19 protein-coding genes are annotated in these 18,414 nt (G+C 72.0%); 10 read left to right on the top strand and 9 right to left on the bottom strand.

Features of this window, described 5'->3' with window-relative positions:
- Positions 1-157 precede the first annotated feature (157 nt).
- From VT52_RS30570 to VT52_RS30535, 8 genes are all read left to right on the top strand, one after another.
- Positions 158-1,348 carry an ATP-binding protein gene (locus tag VT52_RS30570; RefSeq protein ID WP_046428324.1) on the top strand — a complete coding sequence of 397 codons (1,191 nt, stop codon included), beginning with the start codon at positions 158-160 and terminating at the stop codon, positions 1,346-1,348.
- Positions 1,345-2,184: a roadblock/LC7 domain-containing protein gene (locus tag VT52_RS30565; protein ID WP_240509941.1), complete on the top strand. Its 840-nt coding sequence runs from the start codon at positions 1,345-1,347 to the stop codon at positions 2,182-2,184. Before VT52_RS30570 ends, VT52_RS30565 begins: the two co-directional genes overlap by 4 nt.
- Complete coding sequence (locus tag VT52_RS30560) at positions 2,181-2,564, top strand: DUF742 domain-containing protein (RefSeq protein ID WP_046428327.1); 384 nt, start codon at positions 2,181-2,183, stop codon at positions 2,562-2,564. The genes VT52_RS30565 and VT52_RS30560 overlap by 4 nt, the downstream gene beginning before the upstream one ends.
- A 3-nt stretch (positions 2,565-2,567) precedes the next feature.
- Positions 2,568-3,128, top strand: coding sequence for a GTP-binding protein (locus VT52_RS30555; protein WP_046428329.1), 561 nt, complete (start codon positions 2,568-2,570; stop codon positions 3,126-3,128).
- Between the two features lie 13 nt (positions 3,129-3,141).
- Complete coding sequence (locus VT52_RS30550) at positions 3,142-4,491, top strand: cytochrome P450 family protein (RefSeq protein ID WP_046428331.1); 1,350 nt, start codon at positions 3,142-3,144, stop codon at positions 4,489-4,491.
- A 613-nt stretch (positions 4,492-5,104) separates the two neighbouring features.
- Positions 5,105-5,974, top strand: a complete 870-nt coding sequence (locus VT52_RS30545; RefSeq protein WP_046421040.1) for a methylenetetrahydrofolate reductase — start codon at positions 5,105-5,107, stop codon at positions 5,972-5,974.
- Positions 5,975-6,040: 66 nt separating this feature from the next.
- Positions 6,041-7,561 (top strand): DNA-3-methyladenine glycosylase 2 family protein, encoded by a 1,521-nt coding sequence (locus VT52_RS30540; RefSeq protein WP_046421039.1) that lies wholly within the window; start codon positions 6,041-6,043, stop codon positions 7,559-7,561.
- Between the two features lie 12 nt (positions 7,562-7,573).
- Complete coding sequence (locus VT52_RS30535; RefSeq protein ID WP_107481494.1) at positions 7,574-8,062, top strand: methylated-DNA--[protein]-cysteine S-methyltransferase; 489 nt, start codon at positions 7,574-7,576, stop codon at positions 8,060-8,062.
- A gap of 1 nt (position 8,063) precedes the next feature.
- On the opposite strand, the gene VT52_RS30530 is transcribed toward VT52_RS30535, so the two are convergent.
- The 3 genes from VT52_RS30530 to VT52_RS30520 all read right to left on the bottom strand — a co-directional run bounded on the left by VT52_RS30530 (position 8,064) and on the right by VT52_RS30520 (position 10,486).
- Positions 8,064-8,819 carry an SIR2 family NAD-dependent protein deacylase gene (locus VT52_RS30530; protein ID WP_046421038.1) on the bottom strand — a complete coding sequence of 252 codons (756 nt, stop codon included), beginning with the start codon at positions 8,817-8,819 and terminating at the stop codon, positions 8,064-8,066.
- A gap of 70 nt (positions 8,820-8,889) precedes the next feature.
- Positions 8,890-9,384, bottom strand: coding sequence for an NUDIX domain-containing protein (locus VT52_RS30525; RefSeq protein WP_046421037.1), 495 nt, complete (start codon positions 9,382-9,384; stop codon positions 8,890-8,892).
- Between the two features lie 28 nt (positions 9,385-9,412).
- Positions 9,413-10,486 carry an ADP-ribosylglycohydrolase family protein gene (locus VT52_RS30520; protein ID WP_046421035.1) on the bottom strand — a complete coding sequence of 358 codons (1,074 nt, stop codon included), beginning with the start codon at positions 10,484-10,486 and terminating at the stop codon, positions 9,413-9,415.
- A gap of 174 nt (positions 10,487-10,660) precedes the next feature.
- On the opposite strand from VT52_RS30520, the gene VT52_RS30515 reads away from it, so the two are divergent.
- Positions 10,661-11,797, top strand: a complete 1,137-nt coding sequence (locus VT52_RS30515) for a glycerate kinase (protein WP_046421034.1) — start codon at positions 10,661-10,663, stop codon at positions 11,795-11,797.
- 136 nt (positions 11,798-11,933) lie between these two features.
- On the opposite strand, the gene pssA is transcribed toward VT52_RS30515, so the two are convergent.
- Together pssA and VT52_RS30505 are read right to left on the bottom strand one after the other, a co-directional pair.
- Positions 11,934-12,752 (bottom strand): CDP-diacylglycerol--serine O-phosphatidyltransferase, encoded by an 819-nt coding sequence (gene pssA, locus VT52_RS30510; protein ID WP_046421033.1) that lies wholly within the window; start codon positions 12,750-12,752, stop codon positions 11,934-11,936.
- 22 nt (positions 12,753-12,774) lie between these two features.
- The gene (locus VT52_RS30505) at positions 12,775-13,431 is read right to left on the bottom strand and encodes a phosphatidylserine decarboxylase (protein WP_079175380.1); all 657 of its coding nucleotides are present in this window, start codon (positions 13,429-13,431) and stop codon (positions 12,775-12,777) included.
- 18 nt (positions 13,432-13,449) lie between these two features.
- Here VT52_RS30505 and VT52_RS39460 point away from each other — a divergent pair, with 18 nt between their 5' ends.
- On the top strand, positions 13,450-13,575 hold the full coding sequence (locus VT52_RS39460) for a hypothetical protein (RefSeq protein WP_276207988.1): 126 nt from the start codon (positions 13,450-13,452) through the stop codon (positions 13,573-13,575).
- 36 nt (positions 13,576-13,611) lie between these two features.
- Here VT52_RS39460 and VT52_RS30500 read toward each other — a convergent pair whose 3' ends face one another.
- The 4 genes from VT52_RS30500 to VT52_RS30485 are packed head-to-tail and all read right to left on the bottom strand — an operon-like array spanning position 13,612 to position 18,372.
- A complete protein-coding gene (locus VT52_RS30500) occupies positions 13,612-14,817 on the bottom strand; it encodes an acyl-CoA dehydrogenase family protein (protein WP_046421029.1) in 1,206 nt (401 codons plus the stop codon).
- Complete coding sequence (locus tag VT52_RS30495; protein WP_046421028.1) at positions 14,817-15,329, bottom strand: MaoC family dehydratase; 513 nt, start codon at positions 15,327-15,329, stop codon at positions 14,817-14,819. Before VT52_RS30495 ends, VT52_RS30500 begins: the two co-directional genes overlap by 1 nt.
- A gap of 5 nt (positions 15,330-15,334) precedes the next feature.
- Positions 15,335-16,348: an HpcH/HpaI aldolase/citrate lyase family protein gene (locus VT52_RS30490; protein WP_240509940.1), complete on the bottom strand. Its 1,014-nt coding sequence runs from the start codon at positions 16,346-16,348 to the stop codon at positions 15,335-15,337.
- Complete coding sequence (locus VT52_RS30485) at positions 16,345-18,372, bottom strand: protein meaA (RefSeq protein ID WP_046421027.1); 2,028 nt, start codon at positions 18,370-18,372, stop codon at positions 16,345-16,347. The genes VT52_RS30490 and VT52_RS30485 overlap by 4 nt, the downstream gene beginning before the upstream one ends.
- Between the last annotated feature and the right edge of the window lie 42 nt (positions 18,373-18,414).

Raw genomic sequence — 18,414 nt, 5'->3', positions numbered from 1 at the left:
CTGTGACCTTGGTCCCCTCGGCTCAGGCACCGCAGAAATCGGTTTCGGTCCGGTCCTCCGCGTGACCTTCCCGACCCGTTCGCGACCGGTCGTCCCGCACCGGTGGTGCGGTGTCCTTCCGCCAGCGGTCGCAGGCTAACCGCCAGGAAAGGTTTCCATGAATCGAGACGCACTTGTCTGGTGCCTGGTTGTCGTGGCGGCGCTCGGCGTCGCCGCGACCGTGGTCCTCAGTCGTCGCGCCAAGGCCATCGCGGCGAACAAGGACAGGTCCGAAGCCGCACTGACCCAGCGACTGAGCGAGGCCGACGGCCGGCTCGCCACTTTACGAGCGGAGCTCCACCAGCACCGGACCGATCACGCCAAGACCATCCAGGAAGCCGAGGAGGCGGCCGAGGACAGCACCAAGGCCGTACTCAAGGGTTCCGCGCGCTTCCTCCAGAGCCTCGCCGCCGAACAGCTGGCGCTGCTGGAGGAGATCCAGCGCAAGTACGGCGGCCACTCCGTCCTCGGCGACCTCCTCGAGGTCGGCCACGCCAACGCGCAGATGGCACGCAAGGCGCAGGGCATCGCCGTGATGTGCGGCGCCCCGCTGGGCCGCCGCAGCCGCGCAGCCAGCGTCTACGACGTGGTGCGCAGCGCCCAGGGACAGATCCGCAACTTCCGGCGCGTGGAGATCATGCAGCAGACCGGCTTCGCGCTGAAGGCGTCGGCGGTCTCACCCGTCGCCCTCGCCGTCGCCGAGCTGCTCGACAACGCTGCCAGCTTCTCCCAGCAGGGCTCGCCCATCGAAGTGACGTTCCAGCGGGTGCAGAAGAACCTCTGCATCGTCATCGACGACGCGGGCGTCGGCATGAACGACGAGGAACGGCAGAAGGCCACCGCCCTGCTCTCCGGCCAGTACCGCCCCCGGCTCTCCCAGCTGGGTAACCAGCCGAAGTTCGGTTTCCCGGTGATCGGCCTGCTGTCCCAGCAGTACGGGTTCCGGGTGGACGTGACCGGTGTCTCCCGCTACGGCGGCGTGCGCGCGGTCGTGCTGCTGCCCGAGGAGTTGTGGACCGAGGAGGAGACGGCACCGGTGAATGAGGCCCAGCCCGTTGTCGAGCAGCCCGGCGTCCCCGCCGCCCGGCCCGAGCCGGTGGCGCGCACCGCGGGCGGCCTGCCCCGGCGCGGCGCCCGCCAGGTGCCCATAGCCAGCGTTCCCGACCAGGACACCGTCGGCCTGCCGCACGTCCCGGCGGAGGAGGACGCCGGCCGCGCGGCGGGTCGCAGCCTGGGTGCCTTCCAGCGTGGCACGCTCTCCGGCCGCAACCTCTCCGCGGCACCGTCCGAAGGGTCCGATGACACATGATCACAGACCTGTCGTGGATGCTCGAGGACATCGTGGCCAACGTGCCCAAGGCGCGCCACGCCGTCCTGCTGTCCGCGGACGGCCTGCCCCGCGGGGCGACCGACGGCATGGCCCAGAAGGACGTGCGGACCATCTCCGCCGCCATGGCGGGCATGCAGTCGCTGAGCCGGGCCACGTCCCACTTCGCCGGGGACGGCCCGGACCGGCAGTGGAACCAGACCATCATCGAGTTCCAGCACGGCTGGATCTTCCTGATCGGGGCCGGGCAGGGCGCCTATCTCGCGGCGGCCGCGGCACCCGATGTCGACATGCAGCAGATCTCCTTCCGCATGCACCGGCTCGTCGCCCGGCTCGGCAACAACCTCACCTCGCCGCCCCGGGTGCACGCCGACGAGGCCGGGGCGCGCGCCCAACGCGCCCGCGCCGGCCAGGAGATCGGCACCGGCATACGGATCGCCGACCTGGACGAGGTGATCAGCGAGGTGCGCGGCGCCCAGCACGCCGTACTGCTGGGCGGCGACGGCCTGCCCCGCGGCGCCACCACGGGCATGAGCCAGGACCTCGCGGACACCATCTCCGCGGCGATGACCGGCATCCACGCCTACAGCCGGGCCACCGCCCAGTTCGCCGGCGTCCAGCCGGACGCGTCCTGGCGGCAGACGGTCATCGAGTTCCAGCACGGCTGGATCTTCCTGATCTCGGCCGGACGGGGCGCCTTCCTGGCCGCAGCGGCCCAGCACGACGCCGACATCGAGGACTTCACCACCCGGCTGCACCGGGTGGTACCGCGACTCGGCGCCTATCTGTCCCCGCAAGGGGAGGCGAGCCGCGCGTGAGTGACGAGCCCGAAGAGGAACTGGAACTCACCTCCTCCTTAGTCCCGTTCTTCGTGATCACGAACGGGCGGTCCCTGCCCCCGGAACACGCCTACGGGCACACGACGCTCGTGTCCGCGAGCGAGCACGCCGCCACCACGGTGCGCACGCTCACCCCGGAGGCCCGGCAGGTCCTGGACCTGGTCATGGACGGATTCCTGTCCGTGGCCGAGGTGGCCGCCCACACCCGTCTCCCGCTGGGGGTCGTCCGGATCCTGCTGGCCGAGATGGAGGACGGCGGCCTGATCATCGCGCGGAAGCCCGTGCCCCGCGCGGAGCGTGTCGACCGAGAAGTACTGAACGCCGTGCTCGACGGCCTCAGAGCCCGATTCGGAGCGTGATTCGTGTACCTGGATTCAGGTGTCCGTACGGCGGTGAAGGTGCTCGTGGTGGGGCACTTCGGGGTCGGCAAGACCACGTGCATCGCCAGCATCTCCGAGATCGAGCCGCTGCGGACCGAAGAAGAGATCACCGAGGCCAGTGAGGGCTTCGACGATCTGTCGGGCACCCCCGACAAGATCACCACGACGGTCGCCATGGACTTCGGCCGTCTGACCATCAACGACGAGGTGGTGCTGTACCTCTTCGGCACCCCCGGTCAGGAACGCTTCAAGGAGATGTGGGAGGAGCTGTCCCGGGGTGCCCTGGGCGCGCTCGTCCTCGTCGACCCCGAGCGGCTGTCCGATTCGTTCCCCATCCTCGACCTGGTCGAGCGGTTCGGGCTGACCTACGCCATCGGGGTCAACCACTTCGACGGCACGCCCACCTACCCCCTCTCCGAGGTGCGCGAGGCCCTCAACCTGTCCGCGGACACCCCCGTCGTCCCCTGCGACGTCCGCAACGAGCAGTCGTCGGCGCACGCGCTGATCACCCTCGTGCACCACCTTCTCTCCCTCATCGACTAGGAGCCCCCCGCTCATGCAGCAGCGACCCGGCATAGAGCCGCCCCCCGGCTGCCCCGCACACGGGAACATCCCGCTCTACGGCCCCCGGTTCGGCTCCGACCCGGACGGCCACTACGCCCATCTGCGCGGCCTCGGCCCGAGCGCGCCGGTGGACATCGCGCCGGGCGTCGAGGTCGAGCTGGTCACCAGCTACGACGCCGCGCTCTACATCCTCCAGAACCCCGCCTCCTTCGTCCGCGACTCGCGGCGCTGGAACGCGCTGAACGAGGGCCGCGTGCCCGAGGACAGCCCCGCGCTGCCGATGCTGGCGTACCGGCCCAACGCGCTGCTCAGCGACGGCGCGGCGCACGCCCGGCTGCGGCAGGCCGTCACCGACAGCCTGGCCAGCGTCAACGAGCTGCAGCTGGTGCGCCAGACGCAGGCCTCGGCCGACTACCTGATCAGCCGCTTCAGTTCGGAGCGCCTGGGCCAGGCCGAGCTGATGGCGGAGTACGCCCAGCCGCTGCCGCTGCTCGTCTTCAGCGACCTGTTCGGCTGCCCGCCCGAGATCGGCGACCGCGTCATCGCGGGCATCACCGGTCTCTTCTCCGGCAGCAACGGCGCCGACCAGCTGGTCGCCGAGGCGCTGAACGAGCTGATCGCCCTCAAGCGCCGCAATCCCGGTGAAGACCTGACGACGCGTCTGATGCAGCACTCGGCGCAGCTGACCGACGAGGAGATGCTGCACCAGCTCATCACCCTGCTCTCCGGTGGCACCACGCCGCTGTCCGCCATGATCGGCACCGCGAGCGCGCTGATCCTCGGCGAGGAGTGGCAGTCGGGCCTGCCGGTCGAGGACGCCGTCACCCAGGTCCTGTGGAACTACGCGCCCATCGCCAACTACGCGGCCCACTACCCCACGCACGACGTGGAGCTGGGCGGCCGGGTGGTCAAGGCGAACGACCCGGTGATGATCTCCTTCGCGGCGGCCAACACCGACCCCCGGCTGGCCGAGCACCGTGAACAGCTCAGCGCCAAGGCCCACTTGGCCTTCGGCGCGGGCCCGCACGCCTGCCCCGCCAAGGACCCGGCCTTCGTGATCGCGGTGACCGCCGTGGAGACCCTGCTCAACCGGCTCCCGGACGTCGAGGTCCGGATGCCGTTCAAGGACCTCGGCTGGGTCCCGGCGCCGTGGAGCCGCTCCCTGGTGGCGCTGCCGGTGCGCTTCACCCCGCGCATCGTGGTGCCGACGGCGACCCAGCAGGCGGAATCCCCGGCGGCCGCCACCCATGTCGCGGCCACGCCCCGGCCGGCGACGAGCGGTGCCCCCAAGGCCAAGGCGGGCCTGTTCAGCCGCTTCCTCGCCTGGACGCGGGGGGAGTGACGAGGGCGCCTCGCGCCTCGCACGGTCATCGCGTGGAGGTGTCGCAGGCGGAGGGCGCGCACGCGGGCTGACGTCCGCTGGACCTCCCGCCCGCGCGCGCCCGAGGGCCGGGCCGACCCGTTCCCGGTCCGCGCGGCACCACGCTCCCCGGGTGCGGTGGGCGCCGCGCTCCGGGGCGCCCGTACGGCGACCGGACGCGGCCGCCGCGACCGGGCCGTACGCGGCGCGGAGCGACGGTGCCGGACGCCCGCCGGCGGGAACGGCAGGGCACCTGCCCCGCCGGACCCCGTCCGCCGCCGAACCGCCGGACGGCCTCCCGTGCGGCCGTACGACGGCGAGGCCGGCCCGAACGGCCCGGTCGCCGGGGAACCACGCCCCCGGTCATTCGGCCGGCGCTCCCGGACACGGCCACAACCGCGCCGCGCGGCCGCGTCACCGGCCCGGTCCCCGGGCGGCGGGTGGCGAGCGGCGGGTGGCGAGCGGCCGGACAGGACCGACGGGACCCGCCCGCCCCGGGGCCCGCGAGCGGCACGGACGAGGCCGCGTGGCATCATCGGCCGGGGCCGGGACCCCCGGCCGGCAGCACCGCAGCGCCCGAGCCGCAAGGAGTCCGATGAACCCCGCCGCCACCGCCCCCGCCGCGGTGGGCACCGCCCTGCTGGACGACTTCTCGCTGGAGATGACCGGCAAGGACGTGCCCGCACTGGAGGAGGCGCGGGACAGCATCCCGCGGGGCACCCGGATCAACGTGACCTTCCTCGCCGGTGAGGACCACGCCACCCGGCTGGCCGCCGCCCGCGCGGTCCGCCGGCTCGGCTTCGTCCCCGTGCCGCACATATCCGCCCGCCGGCTGCCCTCGCGCGCCGCCCTGGAGGATTTCCTCGCGGGCCTCGCCGAGGACGGCACCGCGGACGACGTCTTCGTCGTCGGCGGCGACCCCGCCCGCCCCGAGGGGCCCTACGAGGACGCCCTCGCCGTGATCCGCACCGGGCTGCTGGAGCGCTACGGGGTGCGCCACATCGGCATCAGCGGCTACCCCGAGGGCCACCCGGCGATATCCGGTTCCGCGCTGTGGTCGGCACTCACCGACAAGGCGGCGGCCATCGGCGCCGGACCCTTCGCCGGCGACGTGATCACCCAGTTCGGCTTCGACGCCGAGCCGGTCCTCGACTGGCTGACGGCGGTCCGCGCCCGGGGCGTCGACCTCCCCGTCCGTATCGGCGTCCCGGGCCCGGCCGGCATCCGCCGCCTCGTCGGCTACGCCACCCGCTTCGGCGTCACCACCAGTGCCTCCGTCGCCCGCAAGTACGGCTTCTCGCTGACCAACCTGCTGGGCACGGCCGGCCCCGACCGTTTCCTGCACGCGCTGGGCGAACGGTACGACCCCGCGCGGCACGGCGTGGTCAAGGTGCACTTCTACACGTTCGGCGGGCTGCGCGCCACGGCGGAGTGGGTCGGCCAATTCCGCGAGCGGGCCCGGTAGCGGCTGCCCGGCCCACGTGTCGGAATTCCGCCAGCGGCCCGTCCGCGCGGTGGTCATCCTGGAGACATGCAGACAGCGACGCACCTCGACCGGGAGCATTGCGTGCGCGCCGTGCAGTCCAGGGACGCGCGGTTCGACGGATGGTTCTACACGGCCGTGCTGACCACCCGGATCTACTGCCGGCCCAGCTGCCCCGTCGTCCCGCCCAAGCCCCGGAACATGATGTTCTACCCGAGCGCGGCCGCCTGCCAGCAGGCCGGTTTCCGTGCCTGCAAGCGCTGCCGCCCGGACACCAGCCCCGGCTCCCCGGAGTGGAACCGGCGTGCCGACCTGGTGGCCCGTGCCATGCGCCTGATCACCGACGGCGTCGTGGACCGCGAGGGCGTGTCCGGCCTCGCCGCCCGGCTCGGCTACAGCACCCGCCAGGTGGAGCGCCAACTGCTCGCCGAGCTGGGCGCGGGGCCCCTCGCGCTCGCCCGCGCCCAGCGCGCCCAGACCGCCCGGCTGCTCATCGAGACCACCGCGCTGCCCATGACGGAGATCGCCTTCGCCGCCGGTTTCTCCTCCGTCCGCGCCTTCAACGACACGGTCCGCGAGGTCTTCGCCCTCTCCCCGAGCGAGCTGCGCCGGCGCGTACCGGCCGGCCGCGCGGTGGGCGACAGCACCCCCGGCACCCTGTCTCTGCGGCTGCCGTTCCGCGCCCCGCTCAATCCGAGCAACCTCTTCGGCCACCTCGCCGCCACCGCCGTACCCGGCGTCGAGGAATGGCTCCCCCACAGCCCGAACGGCGGGGGCGGCGCCTCCAGCGGCGCCTACCGGCGCACCCTCCGGCTGCCGTACGGTCACGGGATCGTCTCCCTCAGCCCCCGCCCCGACCACATCGCCTGCCGCCTCACCCTCAGCGACCTGCGGGACCTGGCCGTGGCGATCGGCCGCTGCCGGCGGATGCTCGACCTGGACGCCGACCCGGTCGCCGTCGACGACCGGCTGCGCGCCGACCCGCTGCTCGCCCCGCTGGTCGAGAGGGCGCCGGGGCGCCGGGTGCCGCGCACGGTGGACGAGGCCGAGTTCGCCGTACGGGCCGTACTCGGACAGCAGGTGTCCACGGCCGCCGCCCGCACCCACGCGGCCCGCCTCGTCACCGCCCACGGCAAGCCCCTGGACGACCCCGAGGGCGGCCTCACCCATCTCTTCCCGTCGCCCGAGGCGCTGGCCGGCATCGACCCCGAGACCCTCGCGATGCCCCGCACCCGGCGTACCACCTTCACCACTCTGGTGGGTCAACTCGCCGACGGTTCGCTCCACTTGGGAGTGGAATCCGACTGGGCCGAGGCCCGTGCCCGGCTGCTCGCGCTGCCCGGATTCGGCCCCTGGACGGTCGATGTCATCGCCATGCGCGCGCTGGGCGACCCGGACGCCTTCCTGCCCACCGACCTCGGTATCCGCCGCGCGGCCGGGGGACTCGGGCTGCCGTCCACCCCCGCCGCGCTCACCGCCCGCGCCGAGGCGTGGCGCCCGTGGCGGGCGTACGCGGTGCAGTATCTGTGGGCGACCGACAGCCACTCGATCAACTTCCTTCCCGCGTAAGAGGGTTCTTCCGTGATCTGCCACACCGTGACCGACAGCCCGTACGGCCGGCTCACCATGGTCGCCGCCGACGGTGCCCTGTGCGGCCTCTACATGACCAGCCAGCGGCACCGGCCGCCCGAGGAGAGCTTCGGCCCCCGCGACGACTCCCTGCCCTGCTTCGCCGCGGCGCGGGAGCAGCTGGATGCCTACTACGCGGGTGAGTTGCGCGAGTTCACCCTCGAACTCGACCTGCGCGGAACGCCGTTCCAGCGCAGCGTCTGGGACCGGCTCACCCGCATCCCCTACGGCGAGACCCGCACCTACGGCCAACTCGCCGACGCTCTCGGCAACCCCGGCGCCTCCCGCGCCGTCGGCCTCGCCAACGGCCGCAACCCCATCAGCATCATCGTGCCCTGCCACCGCGTCGTCGGCAGTGACGGCAGCCTCACCGGCTACGGCGGCGGCCTCGACCGCAAGCGCCGCCTGCTGGACTTCGAACGCGGCACGGCCCTGTTCTGAGTCAGCCGACCGCCGGGTCCTCGGCAGCCGCGTCCTCGGCCAGGGCGGCCAGCAGCCGGGGCAGCGCGGTCCCGATGGGCTCGCGGATCACCTCGTCCGCCCGGTCGTCGTACGGCGTGGGCTCGGCGTTGACGATGATCAGTCGGGCGCCGTGGTCGGCGGCGACCCCCGCGAGCCCGGCGGCGGGCTGGACCTGGAGGCTGCTGCCGACGGCGATGAACACCTGGCACGCCTTGGTGACGGCCACGGCCCGGCCGAGGACCATCGGGTCGAGGCGTTCGCCGAACATCACGGTGGCGGCCTTCAGGACGCCGCCGCACTCCCGGCACCGGGGGTCGTCCTCACCGGCGTCCAGGCGCCGCAGGGCGTCCTCCATCGGGCCGCGGGTGCGGCACAGGGTGCAGAGGAACTCCCGTGCGGTGCCGTGCAGTTCGAGAACCTTGCGGGCGGACGTCCCGGCGAGCTGGTGCAGCCCGTCCACGTTCTGCGTGATCACCCGGACCGGTACCCCGGACCGCTCCAGCTCGGTGACGGCCCGGTGGGCCGCGTTGGGCTCGGCCTCCAGCGCGCGGTGGTCGCGCCGCATCCGCCAGGACCGCCGCCGGATCTCCGGGTCACCCATGTAGTACTCGTAGGTCACGAGTTTCTCGGCCTCGGGATCCTGCCGCCACAGCCCGCCCGGACCCCGGTAGTCGGGGATACCGGAATCGGTGGAGATACCTGCGCCACTGAGAATGGCCACGAGAGGCTTGCCCATGGGGCGAGGTTAGGCCGCGGGGGCGGGCGGGTCGACCGGATATCGGCGCGGTGCGCCCGCACGCGAGCGGTCAGCCGGCCCGGTGCCCGTTCTCCAGCTCGGCCGGGCCGGAGCCCTCGGTGAGGACGTCCAGGGCGGCGAGGACGCGCCGGCCGAGGGCGCCGGGGAGGTGCGCGGCGAGTTCCTCGCGCGGGACCAGCCGCCAGGACAGCAGCTCCTCCTCCTGGAGCCGGATCGCGGCGAGTTCCTCGCCGGCGAGCACCCCGCCGTCGTACACGTACGCCACCAGCGGCGGCCGACCCGTCCCCGGTACCCAGTCCACGGCGAGCAGCCGCCCGAGCGCCCGGTCGAGCCCGATCTCCTCCAGCGTCTCCCGCCGGGCGCCCTGCCGGGGCGTCTCCCCGCTGTCCGACTCCACCGTGCCGCCCGGAAGCCCCCATCCCTCGCGGTAGCCGGGCTCGACCAGCAGCACGCGGCCCGCCCCGTCCCGGAAGAGCGCGGCGGCCCCGGCGAGGACCCGGGGCAGTCGGGCGATGTAGGCGGCGTAGTCAGGGGTGGACGTCATGGGGGAAGGGTAGCCAGCCGCGGCCGGGCTACGAACCGTCCCGCGCCAGGCGCACGGTGCGTTCGGCCAGCGCACTGATCCGCACCCCGTCGAATCCGAACACCGCGCTGCGGACGGTGTCTTCGAGGGGGTCCTTCCAGTGGCCGGGCAGGGCGGCGGCGCCGGTGCGGACCCCGGCCACCGAGCCCGCCGTCGCCCCGTTCGAGTCGGTGTCCAGACCGCCGCGCACGGTCAGCGCCAGGGTGCGGGTGAAGTCGTCGTCGCCGTACAGCAGCCCCGCGGTGAGGACGGCCGCGTTCGGGACGGTGTGGAGCCAGCCCCCGGCGCTCTCACCGGTCGCGGTGTCCACGGTGTCCGCCCAGCTCAGGCCGGCCTCGTGCAGCGAGATGACGCGGCGCACGGTACGGGCGAGGCGGCTGCTCGCCGGGATCACGCCGAGCGCGCTCTCCAGCGCGGTCCGCACGGTCGGCGCGGTGAAGGCGGCCGCGATCAGCGCGGCCGCGAACATGGCACCGTAGACGCCGTTGCCCGTGTGCGACAGCACGGCGTCCCGGCGGGCCAGACCGGCCGCGCGCGCGGGGTCGCCGGGGCAGGTCCAGCCGAAGACGTCCGCGCGGATGAGGGCGCCGATCCATTCCTGGTAAGGGTTGTCGTACGTCGCCGTCAGCGGTGGCCGCAGCCCGTTCGCCAGATTGCGGTACGCCGCCCGCTCCGCCGTGAAGGTCTGGAGGTACGGCAGCCGCAGCAGCCACAGCTCGCCGACGTCCTCGGTGCTGAAGCCGAAGCCGCGGCTCTCCAGCAGGTGCAGTCCGAGGACCGTGTAGTCGACGTCGTCGTCGCGGCAGCTGCCGTGGATCCGGCCCCGGACGCAGGAGCGCCACTCGGGGCGCAGGGCGGCGGTGTCGGCCGGGTCGGCGGGCTCGGGCAGGTAGCCGGTGAGCGGCAGCGCTCCGGAGCCGCCGAGGTACCGGTCGATGCGCTCGCGGGTCCACACCTCGCCCTGCTCGACCGGCTTGCCGAGCATGTTGCCCGCGATCCGGCCGAGCCAGCCGCCGTGGATGCGGTCGGCGAGACGGGTGGGGGCGGGGTGCTCGCTGCTCATGGCAGGGGTCTACCCGTTTTCCCCGGACCCGCGCCCGCTTCTGACCGCGGTCCTGCTCAGCCCGTGGTCGGGGCATGACGGCGAGGGGGCGCCGAGGTTAGGGTCGCAGCGGCGCGACTGGCCCCGACGAGTGCGGGGCCCGGAGAGCAAGGGGATGGCAAGGTGGCGGAAGCTGTGGGTGAGAGCCGTCGGGTACTCATCGCCGCGGACAAGTTCAAGGGCTCGCTGACGGCCGTGCAGGTCGCCGAGCGGGTGACGGCCGGGCTGCGCCGGGTGGTGCCGGATCTGGCCGTCGAGGCGCTGCCCGTCGCGGACGGCGGTGACGGCACGGTGGCGGCGGCGGTCGCGGCCGGGTTCGAGCGCCGTGAGGTGCGGGTGGCCGGGCCGCTGGGTGAGCCGGTGACGGCGGCGTTCGCGCTGCGCGACGGCACCGCGGTGGTGGAGATGGCCGAGGCGAGCGGGCTGCACCGGCTGCCGGCCGGTGTCCTCGCACCGCTGACGGCCTCCACGTACGGCTCCGGTGAGCTGCTGCGGGCCGCGCTGGACGCGGGCGCGCGGACCATCGTGTTCGGCGTCGGCGGCAGCGCCACCACGGACGGGGGCGCCGGCATGCTGGCGGCGCTCGGGGCGCGGTTCCTGGGGCAGGACGGGGAGCCGGTGCCGCCGGGGGGCGGCGGTCTGGCCGCCGTGGCCCGCGCCGACCTCTCCGGTCTCGACCCCCGGCTGTCCTCGGTCTCCCTGGTGCTCGCCAGCGACGTCGACAACCCGTTGACCGGGCCGAAGGGCGCGCCCGCGGTGTACGGCCCGCAGAAGGGGGCCTCGCCGGACGACGTGCGGGCCCTGGACACGGCGCTCGGGCACTACGTGACGGTGCTGGAGGCCTCGGTCGGGGCGCGTGCGGTGGAGTACGCGGCGGCGCCGGGCGCGGGGGCGGCGGGTGGCATCGGCTACGGCGCGCTGCTGCTCGGCGCGCGGTTCCGGCCCGGGATCGAGATCATGCTCGACGTCCTCGGCTTCGCCCCCGCGCTGGCGCGGGCGTCCCTGGTGATCACCGGCGAGGGCTCCCTGGACGAGCAGACGCTGCACGGAAAGGCCCCGGCCGGGGTGGCGGCGGCGGCGCGTGCCGCGGGCAAGGAGGTCGTGGCGGTGTGCGGGCGGCTGGCCCTGGCGGAGCCCGCGCTGCGGTCGGCCGGGATCGGCCGGGCCTACCCGCTGACGTCCGTGGAGCCCGATGTCTCCCGCTGTGTCGCGGAGGCCGGTCCGATCCTGGAACGCGTCGCCTCCCGCATCGCCGAGGACCTCCTGGTGTGACCTCCCCGGGACGGGCTCTTTGGGGGACCGGGGAGCCCGCCCCGGCCGGCCGGTGGGCCGCCCAGGCGCTCCGCGCGAAGCACGAGGGCCCCGAATCCAGCCAACCCTGGATTCGGGGCCCTCGGTCAGGACGCCGTCACGGCAACTGCGCCGCTCGCGCCTCCCGCCGGTTGTCACGGAAGTTGTTCACCCGCCGCGCCGTGGCGAACAGCGGGATCACGGCGCCCATGACCAGTTGGAGCGCGCAACCCGTCTGGAGGAGCAGCTGACCGCTCGGGGCGTCGAAGGCCCAGGCCGCCAGCAGGCCCATGGACAGGACGATCCAGGAGAGCATCGCCCCGGCGAGACGCCCCCGCGGCTTCGGGTACTCGACCCGGCTCACCATCAGCCACGCCGTGCCGACGATCGCCAGCAGCGTCGCCACGAACGGCAGCTCCAGGAGCACGATCGAGACGACGGTGAGCGCACCGAACGGCGAGGGCATGCCCTGGAACACGCCGTCCTTCATCGTCACGCACGAGAAGCGGGCGAGCCGCAGGACGACGGCCAGGAGCACCACGATTGCCCCGAGCGCCGCCACTCTCTGGTGCGCGTCGTCCGCGACCATGCCGTAGACGAGGACGAAGTACGCCGGCGCGAGGCCGAAGCTGATCAGGTCGGAGAGGTTGTCCAGCTCCGCGCCCATCGGCGAGGACCGCAGCTTGCGCGCCACCAGGCCGTCGAAGAGGTCGAACACCGCCGCGCAGAGCATCAGGATGACCGCCGTGGCCGCGCTGTGGCGGGCCATGCCGGACTCCTGGCTTCCGGTGAGGTGCGGGATCAGGATGCCGGTGGTGGTGAAGTACACCGCCATGAACCCGCACGTGGCGTTACCGAGCGTGAGGGTGTCCGCTATCGACAGGCGGAGCGAGAGCGGCATCTCCTCCTCTTCGTCCGCCTCGTCGGCCTCGGGCACCCAGTTCGCCTGGGTCTCCGGATCAATCACGGTCAATGCGAGTCACCCCAGCCACGGTCTTCTGTCCGACCTCGACCGCCACCTCCACGCCCTCGGGCAGGTAGAGGTCGACACGCGAGCCGAAACGGATCAGACCGATACGGTCGCCCTGCTCGACCTTCGTGCCCGAAGGGATGTAGGGCACGATGCGGCGGGCCACCGCGCCGGCGATCTGGATCATCTCGATGTCGCCGAGTTCGGTGTCGAGATGCCAGACTACGCGCTCGTTGTTCTCGCTCTCCTTGTTGAAAGCCGGAACAAAGCCGCCGGGGATGTGCTCGACCGACGTCACCGTGCCCGCGAGCGGCGCGCGGTTGACATGGACATTGAGCGGGCTCATGAAGATGGCGACGCGGGTGCGCCCGTCCTTCCAGGGCATGATGCTCTGCACCACGCCGTCGGCCGGGGAGATGACCCGGCCCCGGGTGATCTCTCGCTCCGGGTCGCGGAAGAACCACAGCATGCCCGCCGCGAGCGCGGTGGCGGGCACGGCTACCGCCTTGGCGGCACCCGAGCGGCGGGCGCGGGCCAGGCTGAGGGCTGCGGTGGCGACGGTCGGGAGAAGCCACGGCGATGCTCCGCGCGCGAGGCGTACGCCGGCTCGGCTGTCGCGAGGTGCAGAGGTTTGGCTGTGGGGCATGGATGACCTTCGTAGCGGATGATGCCGCGCAAGACGGGGGACGGCGGCTTTCCGGGGATCGTACCGGTCGCGGGCCGCAACTGGGCAAGCCAGGCAGCCGAGTCGGCGGCCGAAGACCGGCTGAACAACCTCTACGGGGTGTGATCTTCCCCTCGAAGAAAACACCCCGTATGCGGACAATCAGCCCTGGAATCGATACTCTTCGAGCAACCTGCGGCCGATGATCATTTTCTGGATCTCGGCGGTACCTTCACCGATGAGCAGCATCGGCGCCTCACGGTACAGGCGCTCGATCTCGTACTCCTTGGAGAAACCGTACCCGCCGTGGATGCGGAAGGCGTCCTCCACGACCTCCTTGCAGTACTCGGAGGCGAGGTACTTCGCCATGCCCGCCTCCAGGTCGTTTCGCTGCCCGGAGTCCTTTTTGCGGGCCGCGTTGACCATCATCGCGTGGGCGGCCTCGACCTTGGTCGCCATCTCGGCCAGCTTGAACTGGATGGCCTGGTGCTGGGCGATCGCCTTGCCGAAGGTGTGCCGCTGCTGGGCGTAGCGCACGCCCAGCTCGAAGGCGCGCTGGGCGACGCCGCAGCCGCGGGCCGCGACATTGACCCGGCCGACCTCCACGCCGTCCATCATTTGGTAAAAACCTCGGCCGGTGACGCCGCCGAGCACCCGATCGGCCGGGACCCGCAGCCCGTCCATGATCAGCTCGGTGGTGTCGACGCCCTTGTAGCCCATCTTCTCGATCTTGCCGGGGATGGTGAGGCCCGGCCGGACCTCGCCGAAGCCCGGCTCCTTCTCGACCAGGAAGGTGGTCATGGACCTGTGCGCGGCCGTGCCCTCCGGGTGGCCCTCGTCGCTGCGCACCAGGACGGCCACGAGGGACGACGTGCCGCCGTTGGTCAGCCACATCTTCTGGCCGGTCAGGACGTATTCGTCGCCTTCCTTGACCGCCTTGGAGCTGATCGCCGACACGTCGGAGCCGAGGGCCGGCTCCGACATCGAGAAGGCGCCCCGGATGTCACCGGCCGCCATCCGCGGCAGGAAGTGGTCCTTCTGCTCCTGCGTGCCGTGCTGCTTGAGCATGTACGCGACGATGAAGTGGGTGTTGATGATGCCGGACACCGACATCCAGCCGCGGGCGATCTCCTCCACGCACAGCGCGTAGGTGAGCAGCGACTCGCCCAGACCCCCGTACTCCTCGGGGATCATCAGACCGAACAGGCCCAGCTCCTTGAGGCCGTCCACGATCTGCTGCGGGTACTCGTCGCGGTGCTCCAGCTCGGTCGCGACCGGGATGATCTCCTTGTCGACGAAGTCCCGGACGGTGGAGACGATCTCCTGCTGTACGTCGGTCAGACCGGCGGTCTGGGCGAGGCGCGCCATCACTTCTCCTGCTGCTTCAGCTCCGGGCGGCCCGGCTGCTCGCCGCCGCGCTCCTTGGTGTACGTCTCGGTCGGCACCATCACCTTGCGGCGGAAGACGCACACCAGGGTGCCGTCCTGCTTGTAGCCCTCGGTCTCGACGTAGACGATGCCGCGGTCGTTCTTCGACTTCGACGGCCACTTGTCCAGCACGGTCGTCTGGCCGTAGATCGTGTCGCCGTGGAAGGTCGGCGCCACGTGCCTGAGCGACTCGATCTCCAGGTTGGCGATCGCCTTGCCGGAGACGTCCGGCACGGACATGCCGAGCAGCAGCGAGTAGATGTAGTTCCCGACGACGACGTTCTTGCCGAAGTCCGTCGTCTTCTCCGCGTAGTTGGTGTCCATGTGGAGCGGGTGGTGGTTCATGGTGAGGAGGCAGAACAGGTGGTCGTCGTACTCGGTGACCGTCTTGCCCGGCCAGTGCTTGTACGTCGCCCCGACCTCGAACTCCTCGTAGGTGCGTCCGAACTGCATCGCGCTCAGCCCTCCGGGATCTCGAACTTGGTGGTGCGGCGCATGCCGGCCGCGCGCCCCTTGCCGGAGATGACCAGGGCCATCTTGCGGCTGGCCTCGTCGATCATCTCGTCGCCGAGCATCGCGGAGCCCTTCTTGCCGCCGGCCTCGGACGTGTAGTAGTCGTACGCGTCCAGGATCAGCTCGGCGTGGTCGTAGTCCTCCTGGGAGGGCGAGAAGATCTCGTTGGACGCCTCGACCTGGCCCGGGTGCAGCACCCACTTGCCGTCGAAGCCGAGCGCGGCGGCGCGCTGGGCGACCTCGCGGTAGCCGTCGACGTTGCGGATCTGGAGGTAGGGACCGTCGATCGCCTGGAGGTCGTTGGCGCGGGCGGCCATCAGGATCTTCATCAGGATGTAGTGGTAGGCGTCCGCCGGGTAGCCGGGCGGCTGCTCGCCCACGACCAGGGACTTCATGTTGATGGAGGCCATGAAGTCGGCCGGGCCGAAGATGATGGTCTCGATGCGCGGGGAGGCCTGCGCGATCGCGTTGACGTTGTTCAGGCCCTGCGCGTTCTCGATCTGCGCCTCGATGCCGATCCGGCCGACCTCGAAGCCCATCGTCTTCTCGATCTGGGTGAGCAGCAGGTCGAGCGCCACGATCTGCTCGGCGTTCTGCACCTTCGGCAGCATGATGCAGTCGAGGTTCGGCCCGGCGCCCTCGACGACCGTCACGACGTCGCGGTACGTCCACTCGGTCGTCCAGTCGTTGACGCGGACCACCCGCGTCTTGCCCGTCCAGTCACCCTCGTTGAGGAACTTGACGATGGTGTGCCGTGCCTCGGGCTTGGCGAGCGGGGCGCACGCGTCCTCCAGGTCCAGGAAGACCTGGTCCGCCGGCAGGCCCTGGGCCTTCTCCAGGAACCGCGGGTTCGAGCCGGGCACGGCAAGGCACGAACGCCGCGGACGCAGACGGTCGAAACGGGATGCGGTGGAGCCGCTCGCCGGAGGGGCGGTGGCGGGAGACGGGCGGGCGGTCATGCGGGGACCTCCAGGGGGTCGAGCTTGTTCGCGGTCCGGATCTCGTCGACGATGCGGCCGATGATCCCGGTGATGTCGAAGTCCTTCGGGGTGAAGACGGCGGCCACTCCGGCGGCCCTGAGCTGTTCGGCGTCACCGTTCGGGATGATGCCACCTGCGATCACCGGTATATCTGTGGCACCCGCCACACGCAGGCGCTGGAGCACGTCCGGGACCAGCTGGGCGTGCGAGCCGGAGAGGATCGACAGGCCGACCGCGTGCACGTCCTCGGCGAGGGCCGCGTCCACGATCTGCTCGGGAGTGAGCCGGATGCCCTGGTAGACCACCTCGAAGCCGGCGTCGCGGGCGCGTACCGCGATTTGCTCGGCGCCGTTGGAGTGCCCGTCCAGGCCCGGCTTGCCGACCAGGAAGCGCAGCTTGCCGACGCCCAGGTCGCGGGCCGTGGCGTCCACCTTGGCGCGGACCTCGGCGAGCGCCGAGCCGGCCTCGACGGGGACGGCCACCGGCGCGGAGGAGACCCCGGTGGGCGCCCGGTACTCGCCGAACACCTCGCGCAGCGCCCCCGCCCACTCGCCGGTCGTGGCGCCGGCGCGGGCGCACTCCAGGGTGGCCTCCATCAGGTTGTCGGTGCCACGTGCGGCCTCCTTCAGCCGCTCCAGCGCCTTGCAGGGGCGCGGGTGGTTGAACGGCGGCTGGTAGCGGGAGTCCCGCCACTGCCGGAGCGAGGCGATGACCCGGGCCTCGACCGCCGGGTCCACCGTCTGGATCGCGGTGTCGAGGTCGGCGGTGAGCGGGTTGGGCTCGGTGCCCTCGAAGGCGTTGACACCGATGATCTTCTCGTCGCCGGACTCGATGCGGGCCCGGCGCTCGGCGTGCGAGGAGACCAGCTGGGACTTCAGGTAGCCGGATTCGACGGCGGCCATCGCGCCGCCCATCTCCTCGATCCGCTCCATCTCCGCGAGGGACTCGGTGACCAGCTGCGCCACCTTGGCCTCGATCACCTTCGAGCCGTCGAAGATGTCCTCGTACTCCAGCAGGTCGCTCTCGTAGGCGAGCACCTGCTGGATGCGCAGGCTCCACTGCTGGTCCCAGGGGCGGGGCAGACCGAGGGCCTCGTTCCAGGCCGGGAGCTGGACGGCGCGCGCGCGGGCGTCCTTGGAGAGCGTCACGGCCAGCATCTCCAGGACGATCCGCTGGACGTTGTTCTCCGGCTGCGCCTCGGTCAGGCCGAGGGAGTTGACCTGGACGCCGTAGCGGAAGCGGCGCTGCTTGGGGTTCTCGATGCCGTACCGCTCGCGGGTGACCTGGTCCCAGATGCGCCCGAACGCCCGCATCTTGCACATCTCCTCGACGAAGCGGACGCCCGCGTTGACGAAGAAGGAGATGCGCGCGACCACGTCGCCCATGCGCTCCCGCGGCACCTGTCCGCTGTCGCGCACGGCGTCCAGCACGGCGATCGCGGTGGACATCGCGTACGCGATCTCCTGCACCGGCGTGGCCCCGGCCTCCTGCAGGTGGTAGCTGCAGATGTTGATCGGGTTCCACTTCGGGATGTGGGAGACCGTGTACGCGATCATGTCCGTCGTCAGTCGGAGCGAGGGCCCCGGCGGGAAGACGTGCGTGCCGCGGGACAGGTACTCCTTGACGATGTCGTTCTGGGTCGTGCCCTGGAGCTTGGTGACGTCCGCGCCCTGCTCCTCGGCGACGACCTGGTAGAGCGCCAGCAGCCACATGGCGGTGGCGTTGATCGTCATCGAGGTGTTCATCTGCTCCAGGGGGATGTCCTGGAACAGCCGGCGCATGTCACCGACGTGCGAGACGGGCACGCCCACCCGGCCGACCTCGCCGCGGGCGAGGATGTGGTCGGGGTCGTAGCCGGTCTGCGTCGGCAGGTCGAACGCCACCGACAGACCCGTCTGGCCCTTGGCGAGGTTGCGCCGGTACAGCTCGTTGGACGCCTCGGCCGTCGAGTGGCCGGCGTACGTCCGCATGAGCCACGGACGGTCCTTCTGACGCTCTGTCATCTAGGGCTCTCAGATGTTCCGGAATCGGTTGATGGCGTCGAT

It is taken from the genome of Streptomyces malaysiense (genome assembly GCF_000980885.2).
Classification (GTDB): domain Bacteria; phylum Actinomycetota; class Actinomycetes; order Streptomycetales; family Streptomycetaceae; genus Streptomyces; species Streptomyces malaysiense.
This window is presented reverse-complemented; position numbering and strand designations above follow the sequence as displayed.

Excerpts from the sequence above, each read along its gene's own strand:
- VT52_RS30570 (WP_046428324.1), top strand. The coding sequence starts at position 158 with ATGAATCGAGACGCACTTGTCTGGTGCCTGGTTGTCGTGGCGGCGCTC.
- VT52_RS30565 (WP_240509941.1), top strand. The coding sequence starts at position 1,345 with ATGATCACAGACCTGTCGTGGATGCTCGAGGACATCGTGGCCAACGTG.
- VT52_RS30550 (WP_046428331.1), top strand. The coding sequence starts at position 3,142 with ATGCAGCAGCGACCCGGCATAGAGCCGCCCCCCGGCTGCCCCGCACAC.
- VT52_RS30545 (WP_046421040.1), top strand. The coding sequence starts at position 5,105 with ATGAACCCCGCCGCCACCGCCCCCGCCGCGGTGGGCACCGCCCTGCTG.
- VT52_RS30540 (WP_046421039.1), top strand. The coding sequence starts at position 6,041 with ATGCAGACAGCGACGCACCTCGACCGGGAGCATTGCGTGCGCGCCGTG.
- VT52_RS30530 (WP_046421038.1), bottom strand. The coding sequence starts at position 8,819 with ATGGGCAAGCCTCTCGTGGCCATTCTCAGTGGCGCAGGTATCTCCACC.
- VT52_RS30525 (WP_046421037.1), bottom strand. The coding sequence starts at position 9,384 with ATGACGTCCACCCCTGACTACGCCGCCTACATCGCCCGACTGCCCCGG.
- VT52_RS30520 (WP_046421035.1), bottom strand. The coding sequence starts at position 10,486 with ATGAGCAGCGAGCACCCCGCCCCCACCCGTCTCGCCGACCGCATCCAC.
- VT52_RS30505 (WP_079175380.1), bottom strand. The coding sequence starts at position 13,431 with ATGCCCCACAGCCAAACCTCTGCACCTCGCGACAGCCGAGCCGGCGTA.
- VT52_RS39460 (WP_276207988.1), top strand. The coding sequence starts at position 13,450 with ATGATGCCGCGCAAGACGGGGGACGGCGGCTTTCCGGGGATCGTACCG.
- VT52_RS30500 (WP_046421029.1), bottom strand. The coding sequence starts at position 14,817 with ATGGCGCGCCTCGCCCAGACCGCCGGTCTGACCGACGTACAGCAGGAG.
- VT52_RS30495 (WP_046421028.1), bottom strand. The coding sequence starts at position 15,329 with ATGCAGTTCGGACGCACCTACGAGGAGTTCGAGGTCGGGGCGACGTAC.
- VT52_RS30490 (WP_240509940.1), bottom strand. The coding sequence starts at position 16,348 with ATGACCGCCCGCCCGTCTCCCGCCACCGCCCCTCCGGCGAGCGGCTCC.
- VT52_RS30485 (WP_046421027.1), bottom strand. The coding sequence starts at position 18,372 with ATGACAGAGCGTCAGAAGGACCGTCCGTGGCTCATGCGGACGTACGCC.